This is a genomic window from Nocardioides nematodiphilus (genome assembly GCF_020216525.1).
Classification (GTDB): Bacteria; Actinomycetota; Actinomycetes; order Propionibacteriales; family Nocardioidaceae; genus Nocardioides; species Nocardioides nematodiphilus.
Genome location: NZ_JAIWOY010000002.1, coordinates 240643 through 262737, shown reverse-complemented (window position 1 = coordinate 262737; position 22095 = coordinate 240643). Strand labels below are relative to the sequence as shown.

Annotated in this window: 22 protein-coding genes; 8 read left to right on the top strand and 14 right to left on the bottom strand. The window is 71.0% G+C overall.

The features are described 5' to 3' along the window. Positions 1-72: 72 nt before the first annotated feature. Genes KSO98_RS04280 through KSO98_RS04265 form a run of 4 tightly spaced genes read right to left on the bottom strand, consistent with a single transcriptional unit; the run spans position 73 to position 3569 of the window. Complete coding sequence (locus KSO98_RS04280; RefSeq protein ID WP_225283705.1) at positions 73-1173, bottom strand: NAD(P)H-dependent flavin oxidoreductase; 1101 nt, start codon at positions 1171-1173, stop codon at positions 73-75. Next, entirely contained in the window at positions 1170-1925 is a 756-nt protein-coding gene (locus KSO98_RS04275; RefSeq protein WP_225283704.1) for a CoA-transferase subunit beta, read from the bottom strand. The genes KSO98_RS04280 and KSO98_RS04275 overlap by 4 nt, the downstream gene beginning before the upstream one ends. Then, positions 1918-2811, bottom strand: coding sequence for a CoA transferase subunit A (locus KSO98_RS04270; protein ID WP_225283703.1), 894 nt, complete (start codon positions 2809-2811; stop codon positions 1918-1920). Before KSO98_RS04270 ends, KSO98_RS04275 begins: the two co-directional genes overlap by 8 nt. After that, positions 2808-3569 carry an enoyl-CoA hydratase family protein gene (locus tag KSO98_RS04265; RefSeq protein WP_225283702.1) on the bottom strand — a complete coding sequence of 254 codons (762 nt, stop codon included), beginning with the start codon at positions 3567-3569 and terminating at the stop codon, positions 2808-2810. Before KSO98_RS04265 ends, KSO98_RS04270 begins: the two co-directional genes overlap by 4 nt. Before the next feature lie 80 nt (positions 3570-3649). On the opposite strand from KSO98_RS04265, the gene KSO98_RS04260 reads away from it, so the two are divergent. Beyond that, a complete protein-coding gene (locus KSO98_RS04260; RefSeq protein ID WP_225283701.1) occupies positions 3650-4399 on the top strand; it encodes an SDR family oxidoreductase in 750 nt (249 codons plus the stop codon). 10 nt (positions 4400-4409) lie between these two features. Next, the gene (locus tag KSO98_RS04255; protein ID WP_225283700.1) at positions 4410-5300 is read left to right on the top strand and encodes an SDR family oxidoreductase; all 891 of its coding nucleotides are present in this window, start codon (positions 4410-4412) and stop codon (positions 5298-5300) included. Between the two features lie 118 nt (positions 5301-5418). Here the strand turns inward: KSO98_RS04255 and KSO98_RS04250 are convergent, their stop codons facing one another. The 4 genes from KSO98_RS04250 to KSO98_RS04235 form a co-directional block, all read right to left on the bottom strand. After that, positions 5419-6027, bottom strand: coding sequence for a class I SAM-dependent methyltransferase (locus KSO98_RS04250; RefSeq protein WP_225283698.1), 609 nt, complete (start codon positions 6025-6027; stop codon positions 5419-5421). Positions 6028-6216: 189 nt separating this feature from the next. Further along, positions 6217-7779: a succinic semialdehyde dehydrogenase gene (locus tag KSO98_RS04245; RefSeq protein WP_225283697.1), complete on the bottom strand. Its 1563-nt coding sequence runs from the start codon at positions 7777-7779 to the stop codon at positions 6217-6219. Next, complete coding sequence (locus KSO98_RS04240) at positions 7776-9446, bottom strand: GMC family oxidoreductase (RefSeq protein WP_225283696.1); 1671 nt, start codon at positions 9444-9446, stop codon at positions 7776-7778. Before KSO98_RS04240 ends, KSO98_RS04245 begins: the two co-directional genes overlap by 4 nt. A gap of 9 nt (positions 9447-9455) precedes the next feature. Further along, on the bottom strand, positions 9456-10619 hold the full coding sequence (locus KSO98_RS04235) for a steroid 3-ketoacyl-CoA thiolase (RefSeq protein WP_225283695.1): 1164 nt from the start codon (positions 10617-10619) through the stop codon (positions 9456-9458). Positions 10620-10745: 126 nt separating this feature from the next. Here KSO98_RS04235 and KSO98_RS04230 point away from each other — a divergent pair, with 126 nt between their 5' ends. Next, entirely contained in the window at positions 10746-11984 is a 1239-nt protein-coding gene (locus KSO98_RS04230) for a cytochrome P450 (protein WP_225283694.1), read from the top strand. 66 nt (positions 11985-12050) lie between these two features. On the opposite strand, the gene KSO98_RS04225 is transcribed toward KSO98_RS04230, so the two are convergent. The 4 genes from KSO98_RS04225 to KSO98_RS04210 are packed head-to-tail and all read right to left on the bottom strand — an operon-like array spanning position 12051 to position 16525. Then, positions 12051-13238 carry an NAD(P)/FAD-dependent oxidoreductase gene (locus KSO98_RS04225; RefSeq protein ID WP_225283693.1) on the bottom strand — a complete coding sequence of 396 codons (1188 nt, stop codon included), beginning with the start codon at positions 13236-13238 and terminating at the stop codon, positions 12051-12053. A 46-nt stretch (positions 13239-13284) separates the two neighbouring features. Further along, on the bottom strand, positions 13285-14448 hold the full coding sequence (locus KSO98_RS04220; protein ID WP_225283692.1) for a thiolase family protein: 1164 nt from the start codon (positions 14446-14448) through the stop codon (positions 13285-13287). Further along, complete coding sequence (locus KSO98_RS04215) at positions 14445-15551, bottom strand: thiolase family protein (RefSeq protein ID WP_225283691.1); 1107 nt, start codon at positions 15549-15551, stop codon at positions 14445-14447. The genes KSO98_RS04220 and KSO98_RS04215 overlap by 4 nt, the downstream gene beginning before the upstream one ends. Then, positions 15551-16525, bottom strand: coding sequence for a Zn-ribbon domain-containing OB-fold protein (locus KSO98_RS04210; protein ID WP_225283690.1), 975 nt, complete (start codon positions 16523-16525; stop codon positions 15551-15553). The genes KSO98_RS04215 and KSO98_RS04210 overlap by 1 nt, the downstream gene beginning before the upstream one ends. 60 nt (positions 16526-16585) lie before the next feature. Here KSO98_RS04210 and KSO98_RS04205 point away from each other — a divergent pair, with 60 nt between their 5' ends. The 3 genes from KSO98_RS04205 (at position 16586) to KSO98_RS04195 (ending at position 18503) form a co-directional block, all read left to right on the top strand. Further along, the gene (locus tag KSO98_RS04205; RefSeq protein ID WP_225283688.1) at positions 16586-17629 is read left to right on the top strand and encodes an LLM class F420-dependent oxidoreductase; all 1044 of its coding nucleotides are present in this window, start codon (positions 16586-16588) and stop codon (positions 17627-17629) included. A gap of 71 nt (positions 17630-17700) precedes the next feature. Beyond that, entirely contained in the window at positions 17701-18147 is a 447-nt protein-coding gene (locus KSO98_RS04200) for a hypothetical protein (protein WP_225283687.1), read from the top strand. 56 nt (positions 18148-18203) lie between these two features. After that, a complete protein-coding gene (locus KSO98_RS04195) occupies positions 18204-18503 on the top strand; it encodes an EthD family reductase (protein ID WP_225283685.1) in 300 nt (99 codons plus the stop codon). A gap of 23 nt (positions 18504-18526) precedes the next feature. Here KSO98_RS04195 and KSO98_RS04190 read toward each other — a convergent pair whose 3' ends face one another. Further along, positions 18527-19168: a hypothetical protein gene (locus tag KSO98_RS04190; protein ID WP_225283683.1), complete on the bottom strand. Its 642-nt coding sequence runs from the start codon at positions 19166-19168 to the stop codon at positions 18527-18529. A 68-nt stretch (positions 19169-19236) separates the two neighbouring features. Continuing rightward, complete coding sequence (locus tag KSO98_RS04185; RefSeq protein WP_225283682.1) at positions 19237-20091, bottom strand: SDR family oxidoreductase; 855 nt, start codon at positions 20089-20091, stop codon at positions 19237-19239. Between the two features lie 46 nt (positions 20092-20137). On the opposite strand from KSO98_RS04185, the gene KSO98_RS04180 reads away from it, so the two are divergent. Together KSO98_RS04180 and KSO98_RS04175 are read left to right on the top strand one after the other, a co-directional pair. After that, entirely contained in the window at positions 20138-21364 is a 1227-nt protein-coding gene (locus tag KSO98_RS04180; RefSeq protein WP_225283681.1) for an NADH:flavin oxidoreductase, read from the top strand. Further along, positions 21357-22052 carry a PaaI family thioesterase gene (locus tag KSO98_RS04175; protein WP_225283680.1) on the top strand — a complete coding sequence of 232 codons (696 nt, stop codon included), beginning with the start codon at positions 21357-21359 and terminating at the stop codon, positions 22050-22052. The genes KSO98_RS04180 and KSO98_RS04175 overlap by 8 nt, the downstream gene beginning before the upstream one ends. Positions 22053-22095: the final 43 nt, after the last annotated feature.

The window sequence follows — 22095 nt, the reverse complement described above, 5'->3', positions numbered from 1 at the left end:
GAGCCGGAGCTACGACGTGCGGACAACTCGCGGCGAGAACGGTAACGAGCTGATGCAGCAACGATAGCCGACTCAGCTCAATGGACCCGCATCCACGACGTACGACGCGCCGCGACGCAGCCGCGAGACAGCCTCGGTGACGACCCGATCGATGAGCTCCTCGCAGCTCGGGAGATCGGTGAGCAGGCCGACGACCTGGCCGGCGGCGAGCACACCTGCGGACGTGTCGCCCTCGACCAGACCCGAGCGCAGCATCGTCGGGGTGTTGGCCGCGAGCGCGAGCTGGGCCAGCGAGCGGCCCTGCGCGTGCCTCATCGCCCTGCCGTCGGCGAGCAGCTGCTGCCACGTCATCTTGGAGGTGCGCTTGAACTCGAGCGTGCGCTTGAGGGTCGGGACGGCGCGCTTGACCACCGACGACTCCTCCACCTCCTCGACGAGCGGGGTGCGCAGCATCCGGTGCGGCATCCCGTCGACCTTGGCGGTGACGACGGTGCCGTCGAGCCCGGCCGCGAGGTAGCGCTGCTTGACCGGATCCGGCACCCGCGAGTCGCGGGTCAGCAGGAACCGGGTCCCCATCCCGACGCCGGCGGCGCCGTACGAGAGGGCGGCGGCGAGCCCACGGCCGTCGAAGAAGCCACCCGCGGCGATGACCGGGATCGGGGTGCCGGCGTCGGCGAGCGCGTCGAGCACGGCGGGGAGGAGAAGGGTGGTCGGCACGGAGCCGGTGTGGCCGCCGCCCTCACCGCCCTGGATCATCACCGCGTCCGCGCCCCAGGAGGCGACCTTGACGGCGTGCTTGGGTGCGCCGATGGAGGGGATGACGACGATCCCGTGCTCCTTGAGCATCGCGATCAGCTCGGGCTTCGGTGCCAGCGCGAAGGAGGCGACCTTCACGCCGTGCTCGATCAGCAGCCGGCACCGGTCCGCGGCGTCCCCGGCGTCGGCGCGCAGGTTGACCCCGAAGGGCTGGTCCGTACGGTCCGCGACCTCCACGATCGCCTTCTCCAGCTCGTCCAGGGACATGGTCGCCGAGGCCAGGATGCCGAGACCGCCCGCGTTGGCGGTGCCGCTGACCAGGGAGGGGCCCGCGACCCAGCCCATGCCGGTCTGCACCACCGGATGACGGACGCCGGCGAGGTCGGTCAGGGGAGTGCGCAGCTGCTGGTCGATCATGACGGGACCTCCTTCTCGCGAAGCCGCCGAGGATCGAGGACCTCGCGGATCAGCATCAGCTCGGTGTCGGTGGGCTCGCGGGTGGTCCCGACCTCGTCGGCGGTCTCCAGGTCGAAGCCCGTCGCCGTCCGGACGTCCTCCACGTCGACCCCCGGATGCACGCTGATGAGCCGGAGAGTGCCGCCCGCGCCCTGGAAGTCGAGCACCGCCAGGTCGGTGACGACCCGGTGCAGGGCGTGGAAACGGGTCGCGGCCGTACCGGCGGCCTCGGCGCGGGCCCGCCCGACGCCGGAGACGATGTCGACGTGTTCGACGAAGACGCGGGTGGAGTGCTGGGGCACCCAGTACGAGGTGCGGTTGTTGACCGTGTTGCCCGGCGCGCCGCGCGAGCCCAGCAGCTGGCGCCGGGGCTGGGCGAACGGGCCGATGGCCGAGATGTTCTGGTTGCCCTCCCGGTCTATCTGGGTCGCGCCCATCATCACGTGCCGGGGTCCGTTGGCGACCACGTCGAAGACCTTGCGGAACGGGATCCACCCCTCGACGGCGCCGGTGCTCGAGCCGAGCGGGGGAGGCGCGGCCAGGAAGACCGACTCCCCGTCGGAGATCACCAGGTCGGGGTTGCTCGTCATCTTGGCCAGCCGGGCGCCCAACGTGGGCAGCAGTCCCATAGGGCTGGCGAAGATCTCGCCGTCCTGCGCCCAGCAGTCGGCGATGGCCGCCGCGACGACCTCGGACCGGGTGAGGTCACTCATCTCCGAACTCCTTCACGGCCGCCTGGTACGCCGCCTCGTCACCGGCCAGGAAGCGCGCCTCGAACGCCGCCCACGCCGCGTCGTCCTTCGCCGCCTGCGCGTAGGCGCGCTGGAACCGCTCGTCGCGCTCGTAGTCGGGCGTGCAGGACGTGAAGTGCGCTCCGGCGGGTGCCTGGACGACGCCGTCGACCAGCATCCGGCTGAGCAGCAGCCGCTGCACGGGCACAGGCGAGGGGCCCGCCGTCAGCCCGGCCGTATCAAGAACCTGCTCGACGCTCACGTACGTCTTGTCGGCGGCCATCGCGAAGAGGTCGTCGAAGTACGGGTCGGGGCCGAGGTACGTCGCGTTGCCGTGCATGTCGGCGCGGTTGAGGTGGAGGAGGGCGGCATCGAGCTCGAGGGCCGGCATCGCGACCAGCGTCTCGGGCATTCCGTCCGGCCCCTCGTACGGGCTCTCGATGGTCCTGAGCCAGGGGTTGTTGGCGAGTACGTCGGAGCCGAGGCCGGCACGCGTCGGCAGGAACGGCAGCCGCTGGGCGGCGGCGCGCAGGCCGGTCTGGAACATGCCCTCGTCGAGCTCGACGACCTCGGGGATCGTGCCGTTCTGCCGCGCGGCCTGGAAGTGCGGCTCCAGCGGGATCGAGTCGAGCGAGACGAAGGCGTAGACGAGCTTGCGGATCTTCCCGGCGCGCGCGAGGAGGCCGACGTCGGGGCCGCCCCAGCTGACGATGGTGAGGTCGGTCAGGTCGGAGCGGAGGATCGCGCGCACGAGTGCCATCGGCTTGCGCCGCGAGCCCCAGCCGCCGATGCCGATCGTCATGCCGCTCTCGAGCCGTCCGACGACGTCCTCGAGGCTCATCCGCTTGTCGCGCGGGCGCATGCTCATCGGGCGCCCCCGGCCTTGCTCGTGCCCGCGAACGCGTCACGCAGCTCGTCGGAGACGCCCGCGAGATTGAGCTCGAAGGTGAAGCCCTGCTCGTACCGGTAGCTCTTGTTCACGTCGACCGGGTCGATCCCGTTGAGGGCGGCCTTGGCCGCGCGGATGACCCGGCTGTCCTTGCCCGCGATCTCCGCGGCGAGCTCGAGCGCGGTCGCGTCGAGCTCCTCGCGCGGGACGACGGCGTACACCGAGCCGTGCGTGACGAGCTCGCTGGCCTCGATCGTGCGGGCGGTGAAGTAGAGGGTGCGCATCAGGTGCTGGGGGACCAGACGTGCCATGTGGGTGGCCGCGCCGAGCGCGCCCTGGTCGACCTCCGGCACGCCGAAGTACGCGTCGTCGCTGGCCACCACTACATCCGCGTTGCCGACCAGGCCGACCCCGCCGCCGACGCAGAACCCGTTGACCGCGGCGATCACCGGGACGGCGCACTCGTACACCGCCTTGAACGCCGCGTAGCAGCCGCGGTTGGCGCCGACGAGGGCCTCGAAGCCGCTGGTCGTCTGCATCTCCTTGATGTCGACGCCCGCGTTGAAGCCCTTCCCGCTCGCGCGCAGCACCACGACCTTGGTGGCGGGATCGGTGCTGGCGGCGTCGAGGGCGGCGGCCAGGTCGAACCAGCCCGCCACGGTCAACGCGTTGACCGGCGGCTGGTCCAGCGTGATCAGGCGGATGCCGTCGTCGCGCAGTTCCGAGGTGATGGGCATGGACAAAACCTAACGCTTGCTTGGTAACGTAGCAATCGCTTGGTTGGTACGTGTTTCCGTTGTGCTGCGAGGAGGCCGCGATGGTGCTGTCCATCGATCTCACTGGTCGCGTCGCGCTCGTCACCGGTGGCGTCCGCGGCATCGGCGCCGGCATCGCCGCGGCGCTCACCGAGGCCGGCGCGACGGTGTTCACGTGCTCGCGCAGCGAGGCCGAGGTCCCGGCCGGCGTACGGCATCGGGTGTGCGATGTCCGCGATGTCGACGCGGTCGCGGAGCTGGTCAGCGGGATCGTCGCCGAGGCCGGCTCGCTCGACATCCTGGTCAACAACGCCGGCGGTGCCCCGAGCGCCGATGCCGCGACGGCCTCGCCACGTCTCCACGAGAAGATCGTCGACCTCAATCTGCTCTCGCCGCTCCTGGTGGCCCAGGCGGCCAACGCCGTCATGCAGCACCAGCCGAGCGGCGGCTCGATCGTCAACATCTCCTCGATCTCCGCGCACCGGGCCGCCCCCACGATCGCCGCCTACGGCGCAGCCAAGGCGGGCCTCGACTCGCTCACCCGCTCCCTGGCGATGGAGTGGGGCCCGAAGGTGCGGGTCAACGCGATCGACGTCGGGCTGTGTCGCACCGAGCAGACCGACGACCACTACGGCTCGGACGAGCGGGTGGTCGCCATCGAGCGCACCATCCCGCTGGGCCGGATGGCCGATCCGCTCGAGGTGGGCCGCGTCGCGGCCTTCCTGGCCAGCGATCTCGCGTCGTACGTCTCCGGTGCCCGCCTGGCCTGTGACGGTGGCGGCGAGCCTCCGGTCTTCCTGCACATCGACTGAAGGAGCACCTGTGTCCCGACTTCTCGAAGGTCGCGTCGCGATCGTGACCGGCGCCGGCCGGGGGATCGGCCGCGCGCACGCGCTCGAGCTGGCCCGGCAGGGCGCGAAGGTCGTGGTCAACGACTTCGGCGTCTCGCTGACGGGCGAGGGCACGGGGGAGTCGCCGGCGCACGACGTGGTCGCCGAGATCGTCGCCGCCGGGGGCGTGGCGGTGGTCAACGGCGCCGACGTGGCCGACTTCGAGCAGGCCGAGGCGATGGTGCGCCAGGCGATCGAGACGTACGGCCGCCTCGACATCCTGGTCAACAACGCCGGCTTCGTCCGTGACCGGATGCTGGTCAACACCGCCGAGGACGAGTGGGACGCGGTCATCCGGGTTCACCTCAAGGGCCACTTCGCGCCGCTGCGGCACGCCGGCGCCTACTGGCGTGCGGAGTCCAAGGCCGGCCGTCAGCCGGTCGCGCGGGTGATCAACACCTCGAGCGGCGCGGGTCTGCAGGGCTCGATCGGCCAGGCCACCTACTCCGCGGCGAAGGCCGGCATCGCCGGCCTGACCCTGGTCGCGGCCGCCGAGCTGGGCCGCTACGGCGTCACCGTCAACGCCATCGCCCCGGTCGCCCGTACGCGGATGACGGCAAGTGGCTTCGACAGCGAGTCACTGGGCGCGATGGCGCTGCCCGAGGACAACGCCCCGATCGTCGCCTGGCTCGCCTCCGAGGAGGCCGGGTCGGTGACCGGACGGGTCATCGAGATCGACGGCGGGAGGATCACCGTCGAGAACAGCTGGGCCCACGGCCCATCCCACGACCTTGGCCGCCGGTGGGAGGCGGCCGAGGTCGGTCCCGCCCTGGCCGAGCTCCTCGACGAAGCTCCCACCCCCGAGCCCGTCTACGGCAGCTGACTCGGCCCTTGGGCACGGCTGACTCGGCCCTCGCGCACCGCTGACTCGGCCCTCGCGCACCGCCGACTCGGCCCTCGCGCACCGCTGACTCGGCCCTCGCGCACCGCCGACTCGGCCCTCAGACGGCGCGGTGTCTCGCAACGAGGTTGCCGTACCGCCGGGCGCCCGGATCCTGTCGTGACGCCGACTGCTCGACGTCGAGGCCGAGCGGCGCGAGCAGGTCGGCGAGCGCGTCGGCCGACCAGTAGTACGCCGCCGTGACGGCGTGATCGAACCGCGTGCGAGGCTCGCCGTCGAAGAAGCCCAGCAGCAGAGCCCCGCCGGGCGCGAGCACGCGTGCGAGCTCGCGCAACTGGCCGCTGACGTCGTCCGGCGGCGTGTGAATGATCGAGAACCAGGCGAGCACTCCACCGACACTGCCCGCCGCGAACGGCAGCGCCGCGAGATCGCCGCGGGCGAAGGCGGGTTGCTGGAAGCGACGCTGCGCAGCAGCGATGAAGCTCCGTGACGCATCGAGGCCGACGACGTCGCGCCGGCCACCGTCGCACAGCAGGTCGGTCCAGTGTCCGGGTCCACACCCAACGTCGACGATCCGCCCTTCGACGCTGTCACGCCACGCCAGGATGGTCGCCCGGTCGGTGTCGGCCATCTGGTCGAGCGAGCCGAGGAGATCGATGTACTCCTCGGCTCGTCCGTCATACGCGGCGGCGACACTGATCCGGGACACGCGCCGAGGCTACGCATCGGTGCCGGCAGGCCGCCTCAGCCGCGCCGCAGGGCCGAGTCGACGGTGTGCGAGGGCCGGGTCGGCGGTGTGGGAGGGCCGGGTCGGCCGTGTGGGAGGGCCGGGTCGGCGGTGTGCGAGGGCCGGGTCGGCCGTGTGGGAGGGCCGGGTCGGCGGTGTGGGAGGGCCGGGTCAGCGCAGGCGCAGCTTCCGCATCCACCTCAGCGACATCTGCATCTGCTTGGCGTAGTCGTCGTACGTCTGCTTCGCCGTCGGTCCCATCACCTGCTTCTTGAGCACCGCGATGTTCTTCACGTCGGTGTACTTGAGCAGGCCCTGGTCGCCGTGGCGGGCGCCGACGCCGGAGGTCTTCAGGCCGCCCGACGGAGTGCCCTTGGACGCGTACGCCGTCGCCAGGCCGTCGTTGATGTTCACGTTGCCGGACTCGATCCGGTCCGCGACGGCCAGCGCACGCTTGATGTCCGTGCCCCAGACCGAGGCGTTGAGGCCGTAGTCGGTGTCGTTGGCGAGAGCCACCGCCTCGTCGAGCGTCCGGTACGAGTGCAGCGCGACCACCGGACCGAAGGTCTCGACGGTGCCGTGCAGCATCTCCTTGGTGACGCCCTCGAGCACGGTCGGCTCGAAGAACGTCGGACCGAGGTCGGGTCGCGCGCGGCCCCCGCACAGGACCTGAGCTCCGCGCGCGACCGCGTCCTCGACGTGCGACTGCACGCGAGCGAGGTGATCGGGGGAGATGAGCCCGCCGATCTCCGGGCCGAAGTCGTACGCCGCGCCCAGCCTCAGCGCCGAGGCGGCAGCCACGAAGCGGTCGCGGAAGGTCGGATACATCCCCTCCGGGACATAGATCCGCTCGATGTGCATGCAGACCTGGCCGGTGTTGGCGAAGACCGCGAACAGCATGCTCGGCATCAGGTCGTCGAGGGCTGCGTCATCGAGGTCGTCCAGGACGATCATCGGGTTCTTGCCGCCGAGCTCGAGGCAGCAGTCGATGAGGTTCGCGCCGGCGCGCTCGCCGATGAAGCGGCCCGTGCCGGTCGAGCCGGTGAACATCACGTAGTCGACGTTGTCGATGAGCGTCGGCCCGACCTCCGGGCCCTCGCCGCACACCACCTGGAAGAGCCCCTCGGGCAGTCCGGCCTGCTCGAGCAGCGAGATCCCGTACAAGGGGGACAGCGCTGTCTTGTTGTCCGGCTTGAGCAGCACGGCGTTGCCCGCCATGAGGGCAGGTACGGCGTCGGAGAGCCCGGTCGCGAACGGGAAGTTCCACGGCGCGATGATCCCGACGACGCCGCGCGGGATGTGCACCTCGGACGAGTGCGACAGCACCGGCACCGGGCCGGCGTGGCGCTTGCGCGCCAGCACCTTCGGGGCGCGCTTGAGGTAGTGCGACATCACCATCACGGGGTCGCAGGCCTCCTCGAAGGCCATCCGGCGGGCCTTGCCCGACTCGGCCTGGATGAGGTCGGCGATGGTGTGCTGGTTGGCGATGATCAGCTCGTGGGCGCGCGCGAAGACGGCCAACCGCTCCTTGAGCGGGGTGGCCGCCCACGCCTTCTGCGCCTCGCGCGCGGCGGCCGAGGCGGCCTCCACGTCGGCAGGGGTCGACTGCGGCAGCTCGATGAGCACCTCGCCGGTGTAGACCTCGGTCAGCTTCCACGTACCGCCCGAGGTGGACGGCACCCGCGAGACCAGCCGGCGCAGCAGGTCGTCGGTGATGCTCGCCGGGCGGGTCACGCCGCGCCGCCCAGGATGAGGTCGGCGGCCTTGTCGCCGATCATGACCGACGGGGCGTTCGTGTTGCCGCCGATGATCGACGGCATGATCGAGGCGTCCGCGACGCGGAGCCCGTCGATGCCGCGCACCCGTAGCTGCGGGTCGACCACCGCCCGCTCGTCCACGCCCATCCGGCACGTCCCGACACCGTGGTAGATCGAGGTCGCCCGGTTGGGGATCTCGGCCTTCATCGCCTCCATGTCGATCGCGGCGCCCGGGTGGATCTCGGACTTCACGTGCCCCTTCAGCAGGGGGTGGGCCATGATGTCGCGGATCATCCCGACGCCCTCCAGCAGCACCTGCCGGTCGTGCGGCTCGGCGAGGTAGTTGAAGTCGATGAGCGGCTCGGCGAGCGGATCGGCCGATCGCAGCCGCAGCGTGCCGCGCGAGCGCGGGTAGATCAGCGAGGACATGATCGTCAGGGCCGATCGCTTGTCGACCTCGTGCCGGATCGGGGCGTCCTGGTTCGGCGAGGGGTACGCCCACGGCAGCACGTGCAGCTGCAGATCGGGGACGGTGGTCGCCTGCGACGTACGGACGAACCCGACCGTCTCGAAGACGGTGTTCTCCAGGAACGAGCCGCCGCGCGTCACCTCCTTGAGGAAGCCGCGCGCGAAGTAGCCGGCCGTGCCGTGGTGCAGCGCCGAGGGCATCTCGAAGGTGGTCGGCACGAACATGTGGTCGTGCAGGTTGTCGCCGACCGGCAGGTCGGCCACGGTCGCGATGCCGTGCCTGGCGAGCTCCTCGGCGGATCCGATCCCGGAGAGCTGGAGGAGCTGGGCGGAGCCGAAGACGCCCGCCGAGAGGACGACCTCGCCGGTGGCCCGTACGACGTGCCGCTCGCCCTTGCCGTCGATGACCTCGACGCCGACCGCGCGGGTGCCCTCGAGCAGGACCCGGCTCGCGCTCACCTCGGTCAGCACCGACAGGGTCGGCAGGTCCCGGTCGTGCAGGTAGCCCCGCGCCGCGGAGTAGCGCTTGCCGCGAGACGCGCTCTGCTGGAAGGTCGAGAAGCCCTCCTGCTCGCCGGCGTTGTAGTCGGCCAGCACCTTCATGTCGAGCGTCTGGGCGGCCGCCTCCTTGAACATCGTGGACGCCTCGGTCGGCTGGGTGTGCCGGGTGACCTTGATCGGGCCGCCGGCACCCCGGAAGTCGGACGCGCCGTCCTCGAAGTCCTCGATCCGCTTGTACTGCTCGTTGACCGAGTCCGCGTTCCAGGCCTCGCCCGCGGCGCCCATCTCCTGGGCCCACGAGTCGTAGTTGGCACGGTTGCCGCGCACCCACAGCAGACCGTTGATCGAGCTGGATCCGCCGACGACCTTGCCGCGCGGCTGCGGCAGCTCACGGTTGAGCGCGTTGGCCTGCGGCACCGTGTGGAAGCCCCAGTCGACGAGCTTCTTGAGCTTCGGCTCGGCGTGCATCGGGCCGATCATCCCCGGCATGGTGACGAGCAGGTTGCGCACGTCCTTCTTGCCGCCCTCGATGAGCACGACGCTCCTGCCGGCGGCGGCCAGCTTGCCGGCCACCGCGCAGCCGGCGCTGCCCGCGCCGACGACGACGTACTCGGCCTCGGTGATCGTCCCGGGCCTGGCGAACCGGGTGGTGGGCTTGTTCGTGCGCTCTCCCATGGGGGTTCCTCAGATCCGCTCGATGATGGTGCCCGAGGCCTGCGCGCCGCCGGCGCACATGGCGATCAGGGCCGTGCTGGCGTCGCGCCGCTCCAGCTCGTGGAGGGCGCTGGTGATGAGCCGGACGCCGGTGGCGCCGACCGGGTGGCCGAGCGCGATCGCGCCGCCGTTCACGTTGACCTTGTCCTGCGGGACGTCGTGCACCCTCGCCCACGACATCACCACCCCGGCGAAGGCCTCGTTGACCTCGCAGATGTCGAGGTCGCCGATGCTCATGCCGGAGTCGGCGAGCAGCTTGGCGGTCGCGTCCACCGGCCCGTCGAGGTGGAAGTACGGGTCGGCGCCGACCAGGCAGCTCGTCACGATCTTCGCCCGCGGGGTGAGTCCGAGGGAGGCGGCCAGGTCGGAGTCCATGACCAGCATCGCCGCGGCGCCGTCGGAGATCTGCGAGGACGTGCCGGCCGTGTGGGTGCCGTCGGGAAGCACGGGCCTGAGGCCCGCGAGCTTCTCCAGCGAGGTGTCGCGGATGCCCTCGTCGCGCGAGATCGTACGGATCTCGCCGGTGGGCTTGCCCTCGTCGTCGAGGGCCGGGGCCTCGAGGGAGAGGATCTCGCGCTCGAAGTGGCCGGCGTCCTGGGCGGCGCGCGCCTTCTGCTGCGACCAGAGCCCGAACGCATCGACCTCCTCGCGGGAGAAGCCGCGGTGGGCGACGATCCGGTCCGCGCCCTGGAACTGGTTGGGCAGGTCGATGGACCAGTCGCCGGGCCGCGGGTCGCCGGCGCCGGCCGGCACGTTCGCGCCCAGGGGGAGTCGGGACATCGACTCGACCCCGCATGCGATGCCGGCCCTGATCGCGCCGCCCGCGATGAGGGCGTCGATCAGGTGCGCGGCCTGCTGACCCGAGGCGCACTGGGCATCGATCACCGTCGAGCCGGTGTGGTTGGGCAGGCCGGCGTGCATCCAGGCGCGACGCACCATGTTGTTGGACTGCTCTCCCGCCTGGGTGACGCAGCCGCCGACGACCTGGTCGACCAGGTCGGGGTCGAGGCCGGCGCGCTTGATCACCTCGACCATCGTCGCGCCGAGCAGGACGGCGGGGTGCACCCCGGCCAGCCCACCGCGGCGCTTGCCGATAGGGGTGCGGACAGCGTCGACGATCACCGGGTAGCCCATGCGGGCAAAACTAGAACGTGTTCCCGTTTTCGGCAAGGGATACGCGTCGAAGGGGTTGTCGCGGTTCCACATCGCGTGCCACGATGAAGTAGAACGTGTTTCAATTCGTGCGTGAGGAGCACCCAGGTGACAGCACTTCCCGTTGGCCTGCCAGCCGGCTTCGACCCTACTGATCCGGCGATCGGCGAGCAGCGCGTGCCGCTGCAGGAGTTCCTCGAGCTCCGCAGGACGGCCCCCGTGTGGTGGGTCGAGCAGCTGCCCGAGGCCCGAGCCGGATTCCTCGACACCGGCTTCTGGGCGATCAGCAAGCACGCTGACATCGCCGCCATCTCCAAGAACAACAAGGACTTCTCCACCGCGGAGAACGGCGTGATCATCCGGTTCGCCGCCGACATGACCCGCGAACAGGTCGAGCTGCAGCGCGCCATGCTGATCCACCACGACCCGCCGGAGCACACCAAGCTGCGCCAGATCATCAGCCGTGGCTTCACGCCGCGCTCGATCAACGCGCTGCACGACACCCTCGTCGAGCGGGCCGATCAGATCATCGACGAGGTCATCGCCAAGGGCGAGGGTGACTTCGTCTTCGATGTGGCCGCCGAGCTGCCGCTCCAGGCGATCGCCGAGCTCCTCGGCGTACCGCAGGAGGATCGGCGCAAGCTCTTCGACTGGTCCAACCAGATGCTCGCGTACGACGACCCGGAGTACGACGCCGATCCTGCGATGGCGGCGGCCGAGATCCTCGGGTACGCGATGGGCCTGGCCGCCGAGCGCAAGGCGGACCCGAAGGACGACATCATCTCCAAGCTCGTCAACGCGGACGTCGACGGTCACGGCGCGCTGAACGACGACGAGTTCGGCTTCTTCGTCATCCTGCTCGCGGTGGCCGGCAACGAGACCACCCGCAACGCCATCACGCACGGCATGAAGGCGTTCTTCGACAACCCCGACCAGTGGGAGCTGTGGAAGCGCGAGCGGCCCTCGACGATGGTCGACGAGGTGATCCGCTGGGCCACGCCGGTCACGGTCTTCCAGCGCACCGCCATCAACGACGTCGAGATCTGCGGCATCGACGTGAAGAAGGGCGACCGCGTCGGCCTGTTCTACGCCAGCGGCAACCACGACGAGGACGTCTTCGAGAGTCCCGAGAAGTTCGACATCACCCGCGAGGTCAACCCGCACCTCGCCTTCGGCGGCCACGGCGCGCACTACTGCATCGGCGCCAACCTGGCCCGCCTCGAGATCGAGATCATCTTCGACAAGATCGCCGATCGCCTGCCCGACATCCGGCCCAACGGCGAGCCCCGCCGTCTGCGCCACGCCTGGATCAACGGCATCAAGGAGCTGCCGGTCACCTACAGCTGATCGGCCTCAGGACCGGCCGCCGGACTCGGAAGTCCCCCTCACGAGGCCGGCGGCCGCTCCTCTTCGTCAGCGGAGTGTGCCGACCGTCGCCCGGATCTCGTCGATCGCGTCCCAGTCGTTGACGTGCATCCCGGCGACGACGCGGTCCTGGCCGCTCGCCTCGTCGTGCCGCAGCCACCAGACCTTGAAGTTCAGCCCTGCGACGTCGCCGAGGATCTCGACCCGGTCGAAGCCGTCGGGGCCGGAGTTTCCGACGTACTCCATGCCGAGGTCGTACTGATCGGTGAAGAAGTACGGCAGCGCGTCGGCCACCTCCTCGCCGCCGAGCAGGTTGGCCGCGGCGACCCGCCCGTGCTTGATCGCGGTGTCCCAGTGCTCGGTGCGGACCGCCCGCCCCAGCACGGGATGGTCGGCGTTCGCCACGTCGCCGGCGGCGAAGACGTCGGGCGCGGAGGTGCGAAGGTGCGCGTCGGTGCGGATGCCGTTGCCGACCACGATGCCGGCCGCCTCGGCGAGCTCGGTCGCCGGCGCGGCGCCCACGCCGACGACCAGGTGGTCGACCTCCACCGAGTCGCCGCCCTCGAGTCCGATCCGGGCGCCGCCCGCCTCGGTGCGCTCGATGGAGGCGACCTTCACCCCCGTACGAAGGTCGACGCCGTGGGCCCGGTGCAGATCGGCGAAGATCGTGGCGACCTCCTCGCCGAGCACGGCGAGGAGCGGCTGGGCGGCCATCTCGAGCACCGTCACCTCCGCGCCCGCCTCGCGCGCGGCCGCGGCGACCTCGAGCCCGATCCAGCCCCCGCCGATCAGCCCGATCCGGCGCCCGGGGCGCAGCTCGGCCTTGAGCGCGGTCGAGCTCTCCATCGTGCGCAGGTACGTCACCGGCACGCCCGCCTCGTCGGCCAGGGGCAGGTGCCGAGCCTGCGCGCCGGTCGCGAGCAGAAGGCTGCGATAGGCGAGCGTCTCGCCAGCGGCCGTCACCGTGTGCGCGTCGATGTCGATCGACTCCACGCGCACACCGGTGCGGACCTCGACGTCGTTCTCCGCGTACCAGGCCGCGTCGTGGACCAGCGCCTTCTCGATCGGCTCCTTGCCCAGGAGGTAGCCCTTGGACAGCGGCGGGCGCTCGTACGGGAGATGGGGCTCGGCGGTGAAGACGACCAGCGGGCCGTCGTAGCCCCGTTCGCGCAGCGAGGTGATGGCGGTGCCGGCGGCCAGGCCGCCGCCGATGATGACGAGGGGGTCGGAGCTCATGGCTCCATCCTGCCCGTCACCCGCACCGAGGCACAGGGGGCGTCGGTCAGAGCGGCTCGGAGCCCACCACCCACATCGCGAAGAACTGCGAGCCGCCGCCGTACGCGTGTCCGAGGGCGCGACGGGCGCCGTCGACCTGGTGCTCCCCGGCCTCGCCCATCACCTGCAGGGCGGCCTCGGCGAAGCGGATCATGCCGCTGGCGCCGATCGGGTTGGAGGAGAGCACGCCCCCCGACATGTTGACCGGCAGGTCGCCGGTGAGCGCGGTGACGCCCTGCGCGGTGAGCTTCCAGCCCTCGCCCTCGCCGGCGAAGCCGAGGTTCTCCATCCACATCGGCTCGAACCAGGAGAACGGCACGTAGATCTCCGCGCAGTCGATCTCGCGGCGCGGGTCGCTGATGCCGGTCGACTTCCACAGATGGGCCGCCGCGTCGCGACCGGCCCAGGGGTTGGCCTGGTCGCGCTCGGCGTACGCGAGTGGCTCCGAGCGCATCACCTGCCCGTGGATCCAGGCCGGGTTCTTGACGTCGGACGCCGACACCGCGCCCTCCGACGCGATCACCATCGCGCACGCGCCGTCGGAGGACGGGCAGGTCTCGTCGTAGCGCACCGGATCCCACAGCATCTGAGAGGCCAGCACGGACTCGACCGTGGTGTCCGGGTTGCGCAGGTGCGCGTACGGGTTCTTGAGCGCGTTGTTGCGGTCCTTGGCCGCCACCATCGCGCCGATCTCCGTGGGTGCGCCCGAGCGCCGGATGTACGAGCGCACGTGCGGGGCGAAGAAGCCGCCCGCGCCGGCGTGCACCGGCATCGTGAACGGCACCGGGATCGACAGCGCCCACATCGCGTTGGACTCCGACTGCTTCTCGAACGCCACGGTCAGGACCCGGTCGTGCACGCCCGATTGGACCAGCGAGGCGGCGACGATCGCGGTCGAGCCGCCGACCGAGCCGGCGGTGTGGACCCGGATCATCGGCTTCCCGGTGGCGCCGATCGCATCGGCCAGGAAGAGCTCGGGCATCATCACGCCCTCGAACAGGTCCGGTGCCTTGCCGACCACGACGGCATCGATGTCGGCGAAGGTGAGCTGGGCGTCGGCGAGCGCGCGGTCGATCGCCTCACGCAGCAGGCCGGGCATGGAGACGTCCTCGCGCTTGGCGCGGTAGTGGGTCTGGCCCACGCCGATCACGGCGGCTGGAGTCTTCGTCACAGTGTCTTGTCCTTGCTTGCTTCCATCACGCAGACGAGGTTCTGCTGGAGCGCGGCGCCGCTGGTGGCGTGCGCCAGCACCTTGTCGGCCTCGCCGGACCAGATCCGGCGAGCGGCCTCGCCGATCCGGATCAGGCCGGCGCTGAACATCGGGTTGCCGCCCAGCGCGCCTCCGGACGGATTGATCTGTACGCCATCCTCGGGGCCGCCGAGTCCGAGCTCTCTGCGCAGGATCAGCTCCTGGTGGCTGAACGGCGCATGCAGCTCGGCGACCGTGACATCGGCGACGCCGCTCGCGCCGCCGGCGGCTGCCCCCGCGCGCTCGGCGCTGGGGGCGCGGGTCAGGTCGCGCAGGCCGAGACTCGGGCTGTCGACGCTGTGCGCGATCCCGCTGATGACCGCGGGCCGGCTCACCTTGTCGGCGCTCGGCAGCGCGTCGGTCGCGGCGATCACGATAGCGGCCGCGCCGTCGGTCACCGGGGCGCAGTCCCAGCGCCGCAGCGGGTCGGCGAAGAGCTCCTGGGCGAGGACGTCGTCGGCCGTGGTCTCGCCGCGACGGATCGCGTACTCGTTGCTCGCGGCGCTCGTCCGCGAGCGGGCGGCGACCTCGGCCATCTCCTTCTCGCTCCAGAGCCCCTGGTCGATGCCGAGGCGTGCCTGCAGGCCCGCGATCGAGACGGTGTCGGGCCACAGCGGCGTGAGCGTGTACGGGTCGAGCTGCAGCGCCAGCGTGCGCCGCAGGGTCGAGGCCGAGGACTTGCCGAAGCCGTAGACCAGCGCGGTGTCGGCCTCGCCGGTCTGGATCTTGATCCAGGCCTCGTACAGCGCCCACGCGCCGTCCATCTCGACGTGGGACTCGCTGATCGGCGGCACCGCGCCGAGCGCGTCGATCGCCGTCACGAAGGAGAAGGAGCGGCCCGCGAGGTAGTCCGAGGAGCCGGAGCACCAGAAGCCGATGTCCTCCTTGGTCCAGCCGGTCTGCTCCCACAGCTCCTGGAGCAGCGGCACGAGCAGCTCGATGCAGTTGGGCGAGCCGTCGAACTCGCGCATCTGGCGCTGGGCGAAGCCCACCACCGCGACGTCTCGATGAGCGGATGCCGTCATCAGAGGTGCCTCCGGTAGGTCTCGTACTCGGCGTCCGGCTCGCCGGTCGGCTCGAAGTGGCTGATCGTCTCCATCGAGTAGCTGCGCTCGCCCTCGGGCCTCCAGACGGCCTTGACCCGCATCCCCATCCGCACCTCGCTCGCGTCGACGCCGAGGATGAGATGGAGGAACGCGATGTCGGAGCCGTCGAGAAGCACGTACGCCGAGACGTACGGCGGCGTGATCCGCTGGCCGAGGAACGGCACGTTGACGATGCAGAAGGTGGTCACGATGCCGGTGTCCGGCAGCTCGATCGGGTCCTTGGTCGGCACGCCGTCCACCGGGCAGGCGCCGCGCGGCGGGACGTAGACCTTGTGGCAGACCGGGCAGGCCTGCGCCAGGATCCGGCCCTCCTTCAGGCCGCGCCCGAAGGCGGACTCCTCGGGGGATGCGGCGTAGTCGTACGCGAGGCGCACAGGCGTGCTCGTCATCGTGATGCCCTCGGCGCCGGAGGTCTCGCCCGTCGGGACCGGGCCGGGTGCCGTATCGGCGGCCGGCTCGAAAGAGGCCAGGTCGCGCACCGACCCGACGCGCTCGTCGGCCCAGCGGGCGCGGACCCGCATGCCCGTACGGATGGCGTCCGGCGAGCCGGCGTCGACGGCGTGCAGCAGCGGGACGTCGGCGCCGTCGAGCAGCACGAGCGCGAAGGCGAAGGGGTGGTCGAGCGGCTGGTCCGGCAGGGGCTCGGCGACCCAGGACCACGTGACCACGACACCCTCGTCGGAGACGGGGCGCATCCGGCTGATCTGCTCGTGGGTCACCGGGTCGTACTCGGGAGGCGGGACGGCCACGCGGCCGTCGCTCAGCACTGCTCCGAGGACCTGCTTGGCGGCGAGCCCGGACATGTACTGCGACAGGACCGGGCCTAGCGAGCGGGTGTAGTCGAACTCTAGGGTCAGCGGTTGGTGCAGCACCGCCGTGGAGGGGGGCGTCATGCGCAAAAGTGAAACACGTTCTAGTCTTGCTCGCAATGGTCGATCGATGAGGAGAAGTGCATGAAGCTGGGTCTGCAGCTGGGTTACTGGGGCGCGCAACCGCCGACCGGGGTGGGCGAGCTGGTGGCCGCCGCGGAGGAGTCCGGCTTCGATGCGATCTTCACCGCCGAGGCCTGGGGGAGCGACGCGTTCACGCCGCTGGCCTGGTGGGGCCGCGAGACCTCGCGCGTACGACTCGGCACCTCCATCGTGCAGATGTCCGGGCGCACGCCGACCTCGATCGCGATGCACGCCCTGACCCTCGACCACCTCTCGAACGGCCGGGTCGTGCTCGGCATGGGCGTGAGCGGCCCGCAGGTGGTCGAGGGCTGGTACGGCGAGCCGTTCGGCAAGCCGCTGGCCCGGACGCGCGAGGTCGTCGACATCATCCGCAAGGTCCTGGCGCGCGAGGCGCCGGTGACGAACGACGGGCCGCACTACCCGCTGCCGTTCACCGGCGAGGGCTCCGTCGGGCTCGGCAAGCCGCTCAAGCCGATCGTGCACCCGCTGCGCGCCGACATCCCGATCTGGCTCGGGGCCGAAGGCCCCAAGAACGTCGCCCAGACCGCCGAGATCGCCGACGGCTGGGTGCCGATCTTCTACACCCCGAAGTCCGCGGCGATGTACCAGCCCTGGCTCGACGAGGGCTTCGCGCGCCCCGGTGCCCGGCGCACTCGTGCCGACTTCGAGATCGCCGCGACCTGCCACCTGCAGATCGTCGAGTCCGCCGAGGAGAAGCAGGGCGTCCTGGACTTCCTCAAGCACTTCGTCGCCCTCTACATGGGCGGCATGGGCGCCAAGGACCAGAACTTCCACAACGCCGTCTTCGTCCGGATGGGGTACGAGGAGCTCGCCGCCGAGGTCCAGGAGCTCTACCTCGCCGGCCGGAAGGACGACGCCGCTGCGCTGGTCCCCGACGAGCTCGTCGACGACATGCACATCGTCGGCACGGCCGATGAGGTCGAGGAGAAGGTCGCGGCGTGGGAGGCGACGGGCGTGACGACGCTGCTGTTGTCGTTGCAGTCGCCGGACGAGGTCCGGAAGGTCGCCGCACTGCTGGCGTGAGCCAGCTCGCCTCAGGCGCGGCGCTCGGCTGCCGAGGTCTGAGGTGGGTTCTGTCTCGAAGGGAGTGCACGGTGGGCGAACAGGCGATCGATGAGCTGCCTGCGCGGGGGCTGCGCCTCATCGGGTACGTCCTCGGTCCGGCGTTCCTGGTCCTGTGGCCGTGGATGGGTTTCGGCGCTCGTCCCGGGCTGCTCGGCGGCCTGCTCGTCGTCCTCCTCGCGTATGCGGTGACCGAGGTGATGATCTGGGCCAGGGGCTCGCAGGACAGGCGCAGCATCGCTGCTCACGGCAGGTTCGTCGTGGCGCGTGAGCTGCTCGTGGTCGCGCTCGGCATCGTCTCGTTCGTCTCGTACGGCAGCAACATCGCGCACGGCGGCGACGTCATCGAGTTCCCGGAAGTCGTGAACGTCGGCTTCTGGGTCGTCGTCCTGTGGGGCGTCGCCCGCAAGGGTTACGTGCGCACGTCGCTGCGTTCTGGCTGTGGCTCGCGCGGACCGTCCTGCACGGAGGTCGGCTGATGTCGTCGGTGCGCCGACGCCTCGGCGCCCGCCGGACCGTCAAGTAGCCTCGCGGCATGTACCGACTCACCGTCCAGTACGAGACCCCGACCGACCCGGCCGCGTTCGACGCGGAGTACTTCGGCAAGCACGTGGGGCTGGTGGCCGCGATCCCGGGCCTGAAGGCGATGACCTTCTCCAAGCCGACGGTGGTCGGTCCGGGCACGGCGCCGTACCTGGTCGCCGAGCTCGACTACGAGGACGAGGCGGCGTTCCTGACGACGCGGGACACCCCGGAGCAGGCCGCGGCCGCCGCGCACGCCGACACGCTGCCTGCCGGGCGGGTCATGTTCGTCGGCGAGCTGCGGGAGAACTGAGAGTCGCTGTCCGAACAGCACGACTATTCATTCTGTTCGGACCACGAGTCGCCCAGCGGTGGTCCGCCGAGCGTGACGAGCACGTGGCTCAGCGTGGCGTGCGCGCGGCCGAAAGTCATGGGGTTGCTCGGCGCGGCCATCGCACTACGCAGACCGTGCAGAGTCATCTGGATCAGCAGCGTCTCCTCGTCGCCTAACGGCCGGCCGCAGTGGCGCGAGCCCACGACGTGGAGGAACTCCCACTCCTCGCGATCGGTCTCGGCGACAATCGCGGCCGCCTTGGGGCGTCCGGCGCGAGCTTCGCCGTGGGCGAGCTCGAGCACGGCGTGCCAGGCGCGGACCCCGTCGATCGCCCGCGGCGACTCCGGCAGCCACGCGAACTCCGTCAAGGAGGGCGGCTGGCAGACACGCCACGACCAGCGATCGGCGAAGTGGCCGACCAGCATGACGATCATTCCCGCCCGGCCTCCGACGCGCGCATGGAAGCGGCTCGGCGAGTAGAGCGCCGCCTTGCCCAGGGTGTTGAGGCTCAGCCGCTCCACTCCGCCGGTACGGAGCAGATCGATGGCCTCGTTGGTTGCGCGGTGCCCGATCGACGTCTCCAGCGGCAGGCGGAAGTCGCCGCGGTCGGGGAACAGGTCGTCGAGAGAGGTGGCCGAGTCCATGACTCCACGATCGCGCGGATCGCGAGCCGGCGTCGGGCGCTATCCACAGGCCCGGGCGGCCCCGCCGCTCAGCGCTGCTTCGTGAACGCCCGCATCCGCCGGAGATAGCCGATCGTGTCGCGGCGGCGGACCGGGGCCGGCCAGGCGTCAGGACGGAACCAGGCGTCGCTGCCACCGTCGACGAAGATGATCGAGCCGCAGAGGAAGTCCGCGGCGGGGGAGAGCATCATCAGGACCCATTGCGCGAAGTGGGCGGGGTCGCCGTAGCCGCCGATCGGGACCGGGAACGATCTGATCTGCCGCGCCTCGGCGGGCGTCGCGAGCTGTCGCTCGAGCAGCGGCGTGAGCACCGCGCCTGGCGCGATCGCGTTGAGCCGGATGCCGGCTCCGGCCCACGCGGGCGTGACCGCCGCCCGGCGGACCCAGCGCGCCAGGGCGATCTTCGAGGCCGCGTACGCCAGCGCCGGGCCGATCCGGCCGAGCCGGCGGAACGGCAGCGCCGCCGCCTCCGCGTCGCCCTGGAGCAGCGCGCGGATCGCGCGTCGCGGCACCATCGGCACCGTCGTCGTCGAGTTGCTCGCGAAGACCACCACCTTCGAGGACCCGGAGGCCGCCAGCGCCGGGCGCCAGTCCTCGAGCAGCTCGACCACCCCGAAGTAGTTGACCTGCGTGATCAGACGCGCCCGGTCGTGCCCGGGCGACGGGCCGATCCCGGCCGCAAGCACCGCCCCGTCGAGTCGACCTGCGCACATCTGCAGCACCGCGGTCGCCGCGGTCCGTCGGCCGTCGGCGGTCCCGAGGTCCGCGACGACGTCCGCCTCGCCCCTGTCGACCGTGATCACGCGGTGTCCGGCCTCGACCAGTCGAGCCACCACTTCCTTGCCCATGCCGGAGTACGACCCGGTCACTGCGTACACGCCCATGGCGAGCACACTAGAACACGTTCTCATTCCGTGGTTCAATCCGTCCGTGGAAGCCCTTGCCGCTCCGGACCCGCTCGCCCCCGCGACCCTCGGCCCCATCAGCCTGCGCAACCGGGTGATCAAGGCGTCGACCTTCGAGGGCTGCAGCCCGCAGGGCCTGGTCACCGACGAGCTGATCGACTACCACCTCGCCGTCGCCGAGGGCGGCGTCGGCATGACGACCGTCGCCTATCTCGCCACGTCGCCCGAGGGGCGTACGCACGCCGAGCAGATCCACTGGCGGCCCGAGGCCGTGCCCGGCCTGCGCCGGTTGACCGACGCGATCCACGCCACCCGCGCCAAGGTCAGTGCTCAGATCGGCCATGCCGGCCCGGTCGCCAACGGCGCCTCCAACAAGATCCGCTCCATCGCGCCGAGCCGGAGCTTCAGCCCGCTCTCCCTGCGCTTCCACCAGGTCCCGACCTCGGCCGACCTCGACCGGATCATCGCCGACCACGCCCGCGCCGCGACGATGGCCGTCGAGGCCGGCTTCGACGCGATCGAGATCCACCTCGGCCACAACTACCTCGCCAGCGCCTTCCTCAGTCCCAAGCTCAACCGGCGCAAGGACCAGTTCGGCGGCAGCCTCGCCCACCGCGCGGACTTCCCGCGACGGACGGTCGCCGCGGTGCGCCATGCCGTCGAGAAGGCCGGCGGCCACATGGCGGTCACGGCGAAGATGAACATGCGCGACGGCTACCGCGGCGGCCTCGACCTGCCGGAGTCGGTCGAGTTCGCGCAGATGCTCCAGTCGGACGGCAACCTGCACGCCCTCGAGCTCACCGCCGGCTCGTCGCTGATGAACCCGATGTACCTGTTCCGCGGCGACGCCCCGGTCAAGGAGATGGCCTCGCGCATGCCGATGCCGCCGATCCTCCGGGTCGGCATCCGCGCCAGCGGCCACGCGTTCTTCAAGGAGTACCCCTGGACCCCGCTCTACCTCCTCGAGCATGCCCGGAGGTTCCGCGAGGCGCTCGACCTGCCGCTCATCCTGCTCGGCGGCATCACCGACCTCGCGGCGATGGAGCAGGCGATGAGCGAGGGCTTCGAGTACGTCGCGATGGGCCGCGCGCTGCTGCGCGAGCCCGACCTGCTCACCCGGATCGCGAAGGATCGGGGGACCACGTCGCGATGCACCCACTGCAACCTGTGCATGTCGACGATCTACACGGGCACGCACTGCCACCTCGCGGACGTCCGCGGACCCGACAGTAAAGTCCGGGTGCATGGCTGACTTCACCCCCGGCGAACGTCGCGACGACCCCGCGGGCGAGCGGGAGACGGAGGTCGCGGGCGGCCTCGCCGACGCGGTCCGCGATCTGATCGACGCGACCGTGCGCAGCGAGATCGACCTCGACGAGCAGGACGCGATCCGCGCCCAGATCGAGGCGCTCACCGCGCGCCTGCGCAAGGAGCAGCTACCCACCTCGTACGGCACCGCCTTCAGCTACTCCTCGGGCAGGCACCACTGGGGCAACGCCGTCATCGGCCAGCGCAACCCGATCGCGCCGCCGGTGCGCGTCCATCGTGACAACGGCCGGGTGTCGGCGGAGTTCAGGCTGAGCTCCGCGTACGAGGGGCCGCCGAGCTTCGTCCACGGCGGCGTCTCGGCGCTGATCCTCGACCAGATGCTCGGCGAGGCCGCGGCCTCCTCCGGCCATCCCGGCATGACCGGCACGCTCTCGCTGCGCTACCGCTACCCGACCCCGCTGGGCCGCCTGCGCGCGGAGGCCGAGGTGGCCCGCGTCGAGGGGATCAAGACGTACGCCGAGGGCCGGATCCTGGTCGAGCAGGACGACGGGAGCTGGCGGGCCAGCGTCGAGGCGGAGGCCGTCTTCATCCTGCCGCGCTGGGCGCGGGAGAGGCTCGCCGAGCGTCAGGCGACGGGTGACGCCGCTGCGAATCCCTTCGAGGCGCGTTAGCCGACCCTGCCCCTAGAACACGTTCTAGTTTCCGGCTACTCTC

Coding starts and splice junctions, on each gene's coding strand:
- KSO98_RS04270 (WP_225283703.1), bottom strand. CDS start 2,811: ATGAGCATGCGCCCGCGCGACAAGCGGATGAGCCTCGAGGACGTCGTC.
- KSO98_RS04210 (WP_225283690.1), bottom strand. CDS start 16,525: ATGACGCCCCCCTCCACGGCGGTGCTGCACCAACCGCTGACCCTAGAG.
- KSO98_RS04235 (WP_225283695.1), bottom strand. CDS start 10,619: ATGGGCTACCCGGTGATCGTCGACGCTGTCCGCACCCCTATCGGCAAG.
- KSO98_RS04260 (WP_225283701.1), top strand. CDS start 3,650: ATGGTGCTGTCCATCGATCTCACTGGTCGCGTCGCGCTCGTCACCGGT.
- KSO98_RS04225 (WP_225283693.1), bottom strand. CDS start 13,238: ATGAGCTCCGACCCCCTCGTCATCATCGGCGGCGGCCTGGCCGCCGGC.
- KSO98_RS04190 (WP_225283683.1), bottom strand. CDS start 19,168: ATGGACTCGGCCACCTCTCTCGACGACCTGTTCCCCGACCGCGGCGAC.
- KSO98_RS04275 (WP_225283704.1), bottom strand. CDS start 1,925: ATGAGTGACCTCACCCGGTCCGAGGTCGTCGCGGCGGCCATCGCCGAC.
- KSO98_RS04280 (WP_225283705.1), bottom strand. CDS start 1,173: ATGATCGACCAGCAGCTGCGCACTCCCCTGACCGACCTCGCCGGCGTC.
- KSO98_RS04195 (WP_225283685.1), top strand. CDS start 18,204: ATGTACCGACTCACCGTCCAGTACGAGACCCCGACCGACCCGGCCGCG.
- KSO98_RS04185 (WP_225283682.1), bottom strand. CDS start 20,091: ATGGGCGTGTACGCAGTGACCGGGTCGTACTCCGGCATGGGCAAGGAA.
- KSO98_RS04215 (WP_225283691.1), bottom strand. CDS start 15,551: ATGACGGCATCCGCTCATCGAGACGTCGCGGTGGTGGGCTTCGCCCAG.
- KSO98_RS04240 (WP_225283696.1), bottom strand. CDS start 9,446: ATGGGAGAGCGCACGAACAAGCCCACCACCCGGTTCGCCAGGCCCGGG.
- KSO98_RS04175 (WP_225283680.1), top strand. CDS start 21,357: ATGGCTGACTTCACCCCCGGCGAACGTCGCGACGACCCCGCGGGCGAG.
- KSO98_RS04205 (WP_225283688.1), top strand. CDS start 16,586: ATGAAGCTGGGTCTGCAGCTGGGTTACTGGGGCGCGCAACCGCCGACC.
- KSO98_RS04265 (WP_225283702.1), bottom strand. CDS start 3,569: ATGCCCATCACCTCGGAACTGCGCGACGACGGCATCCGCCTGATCACG.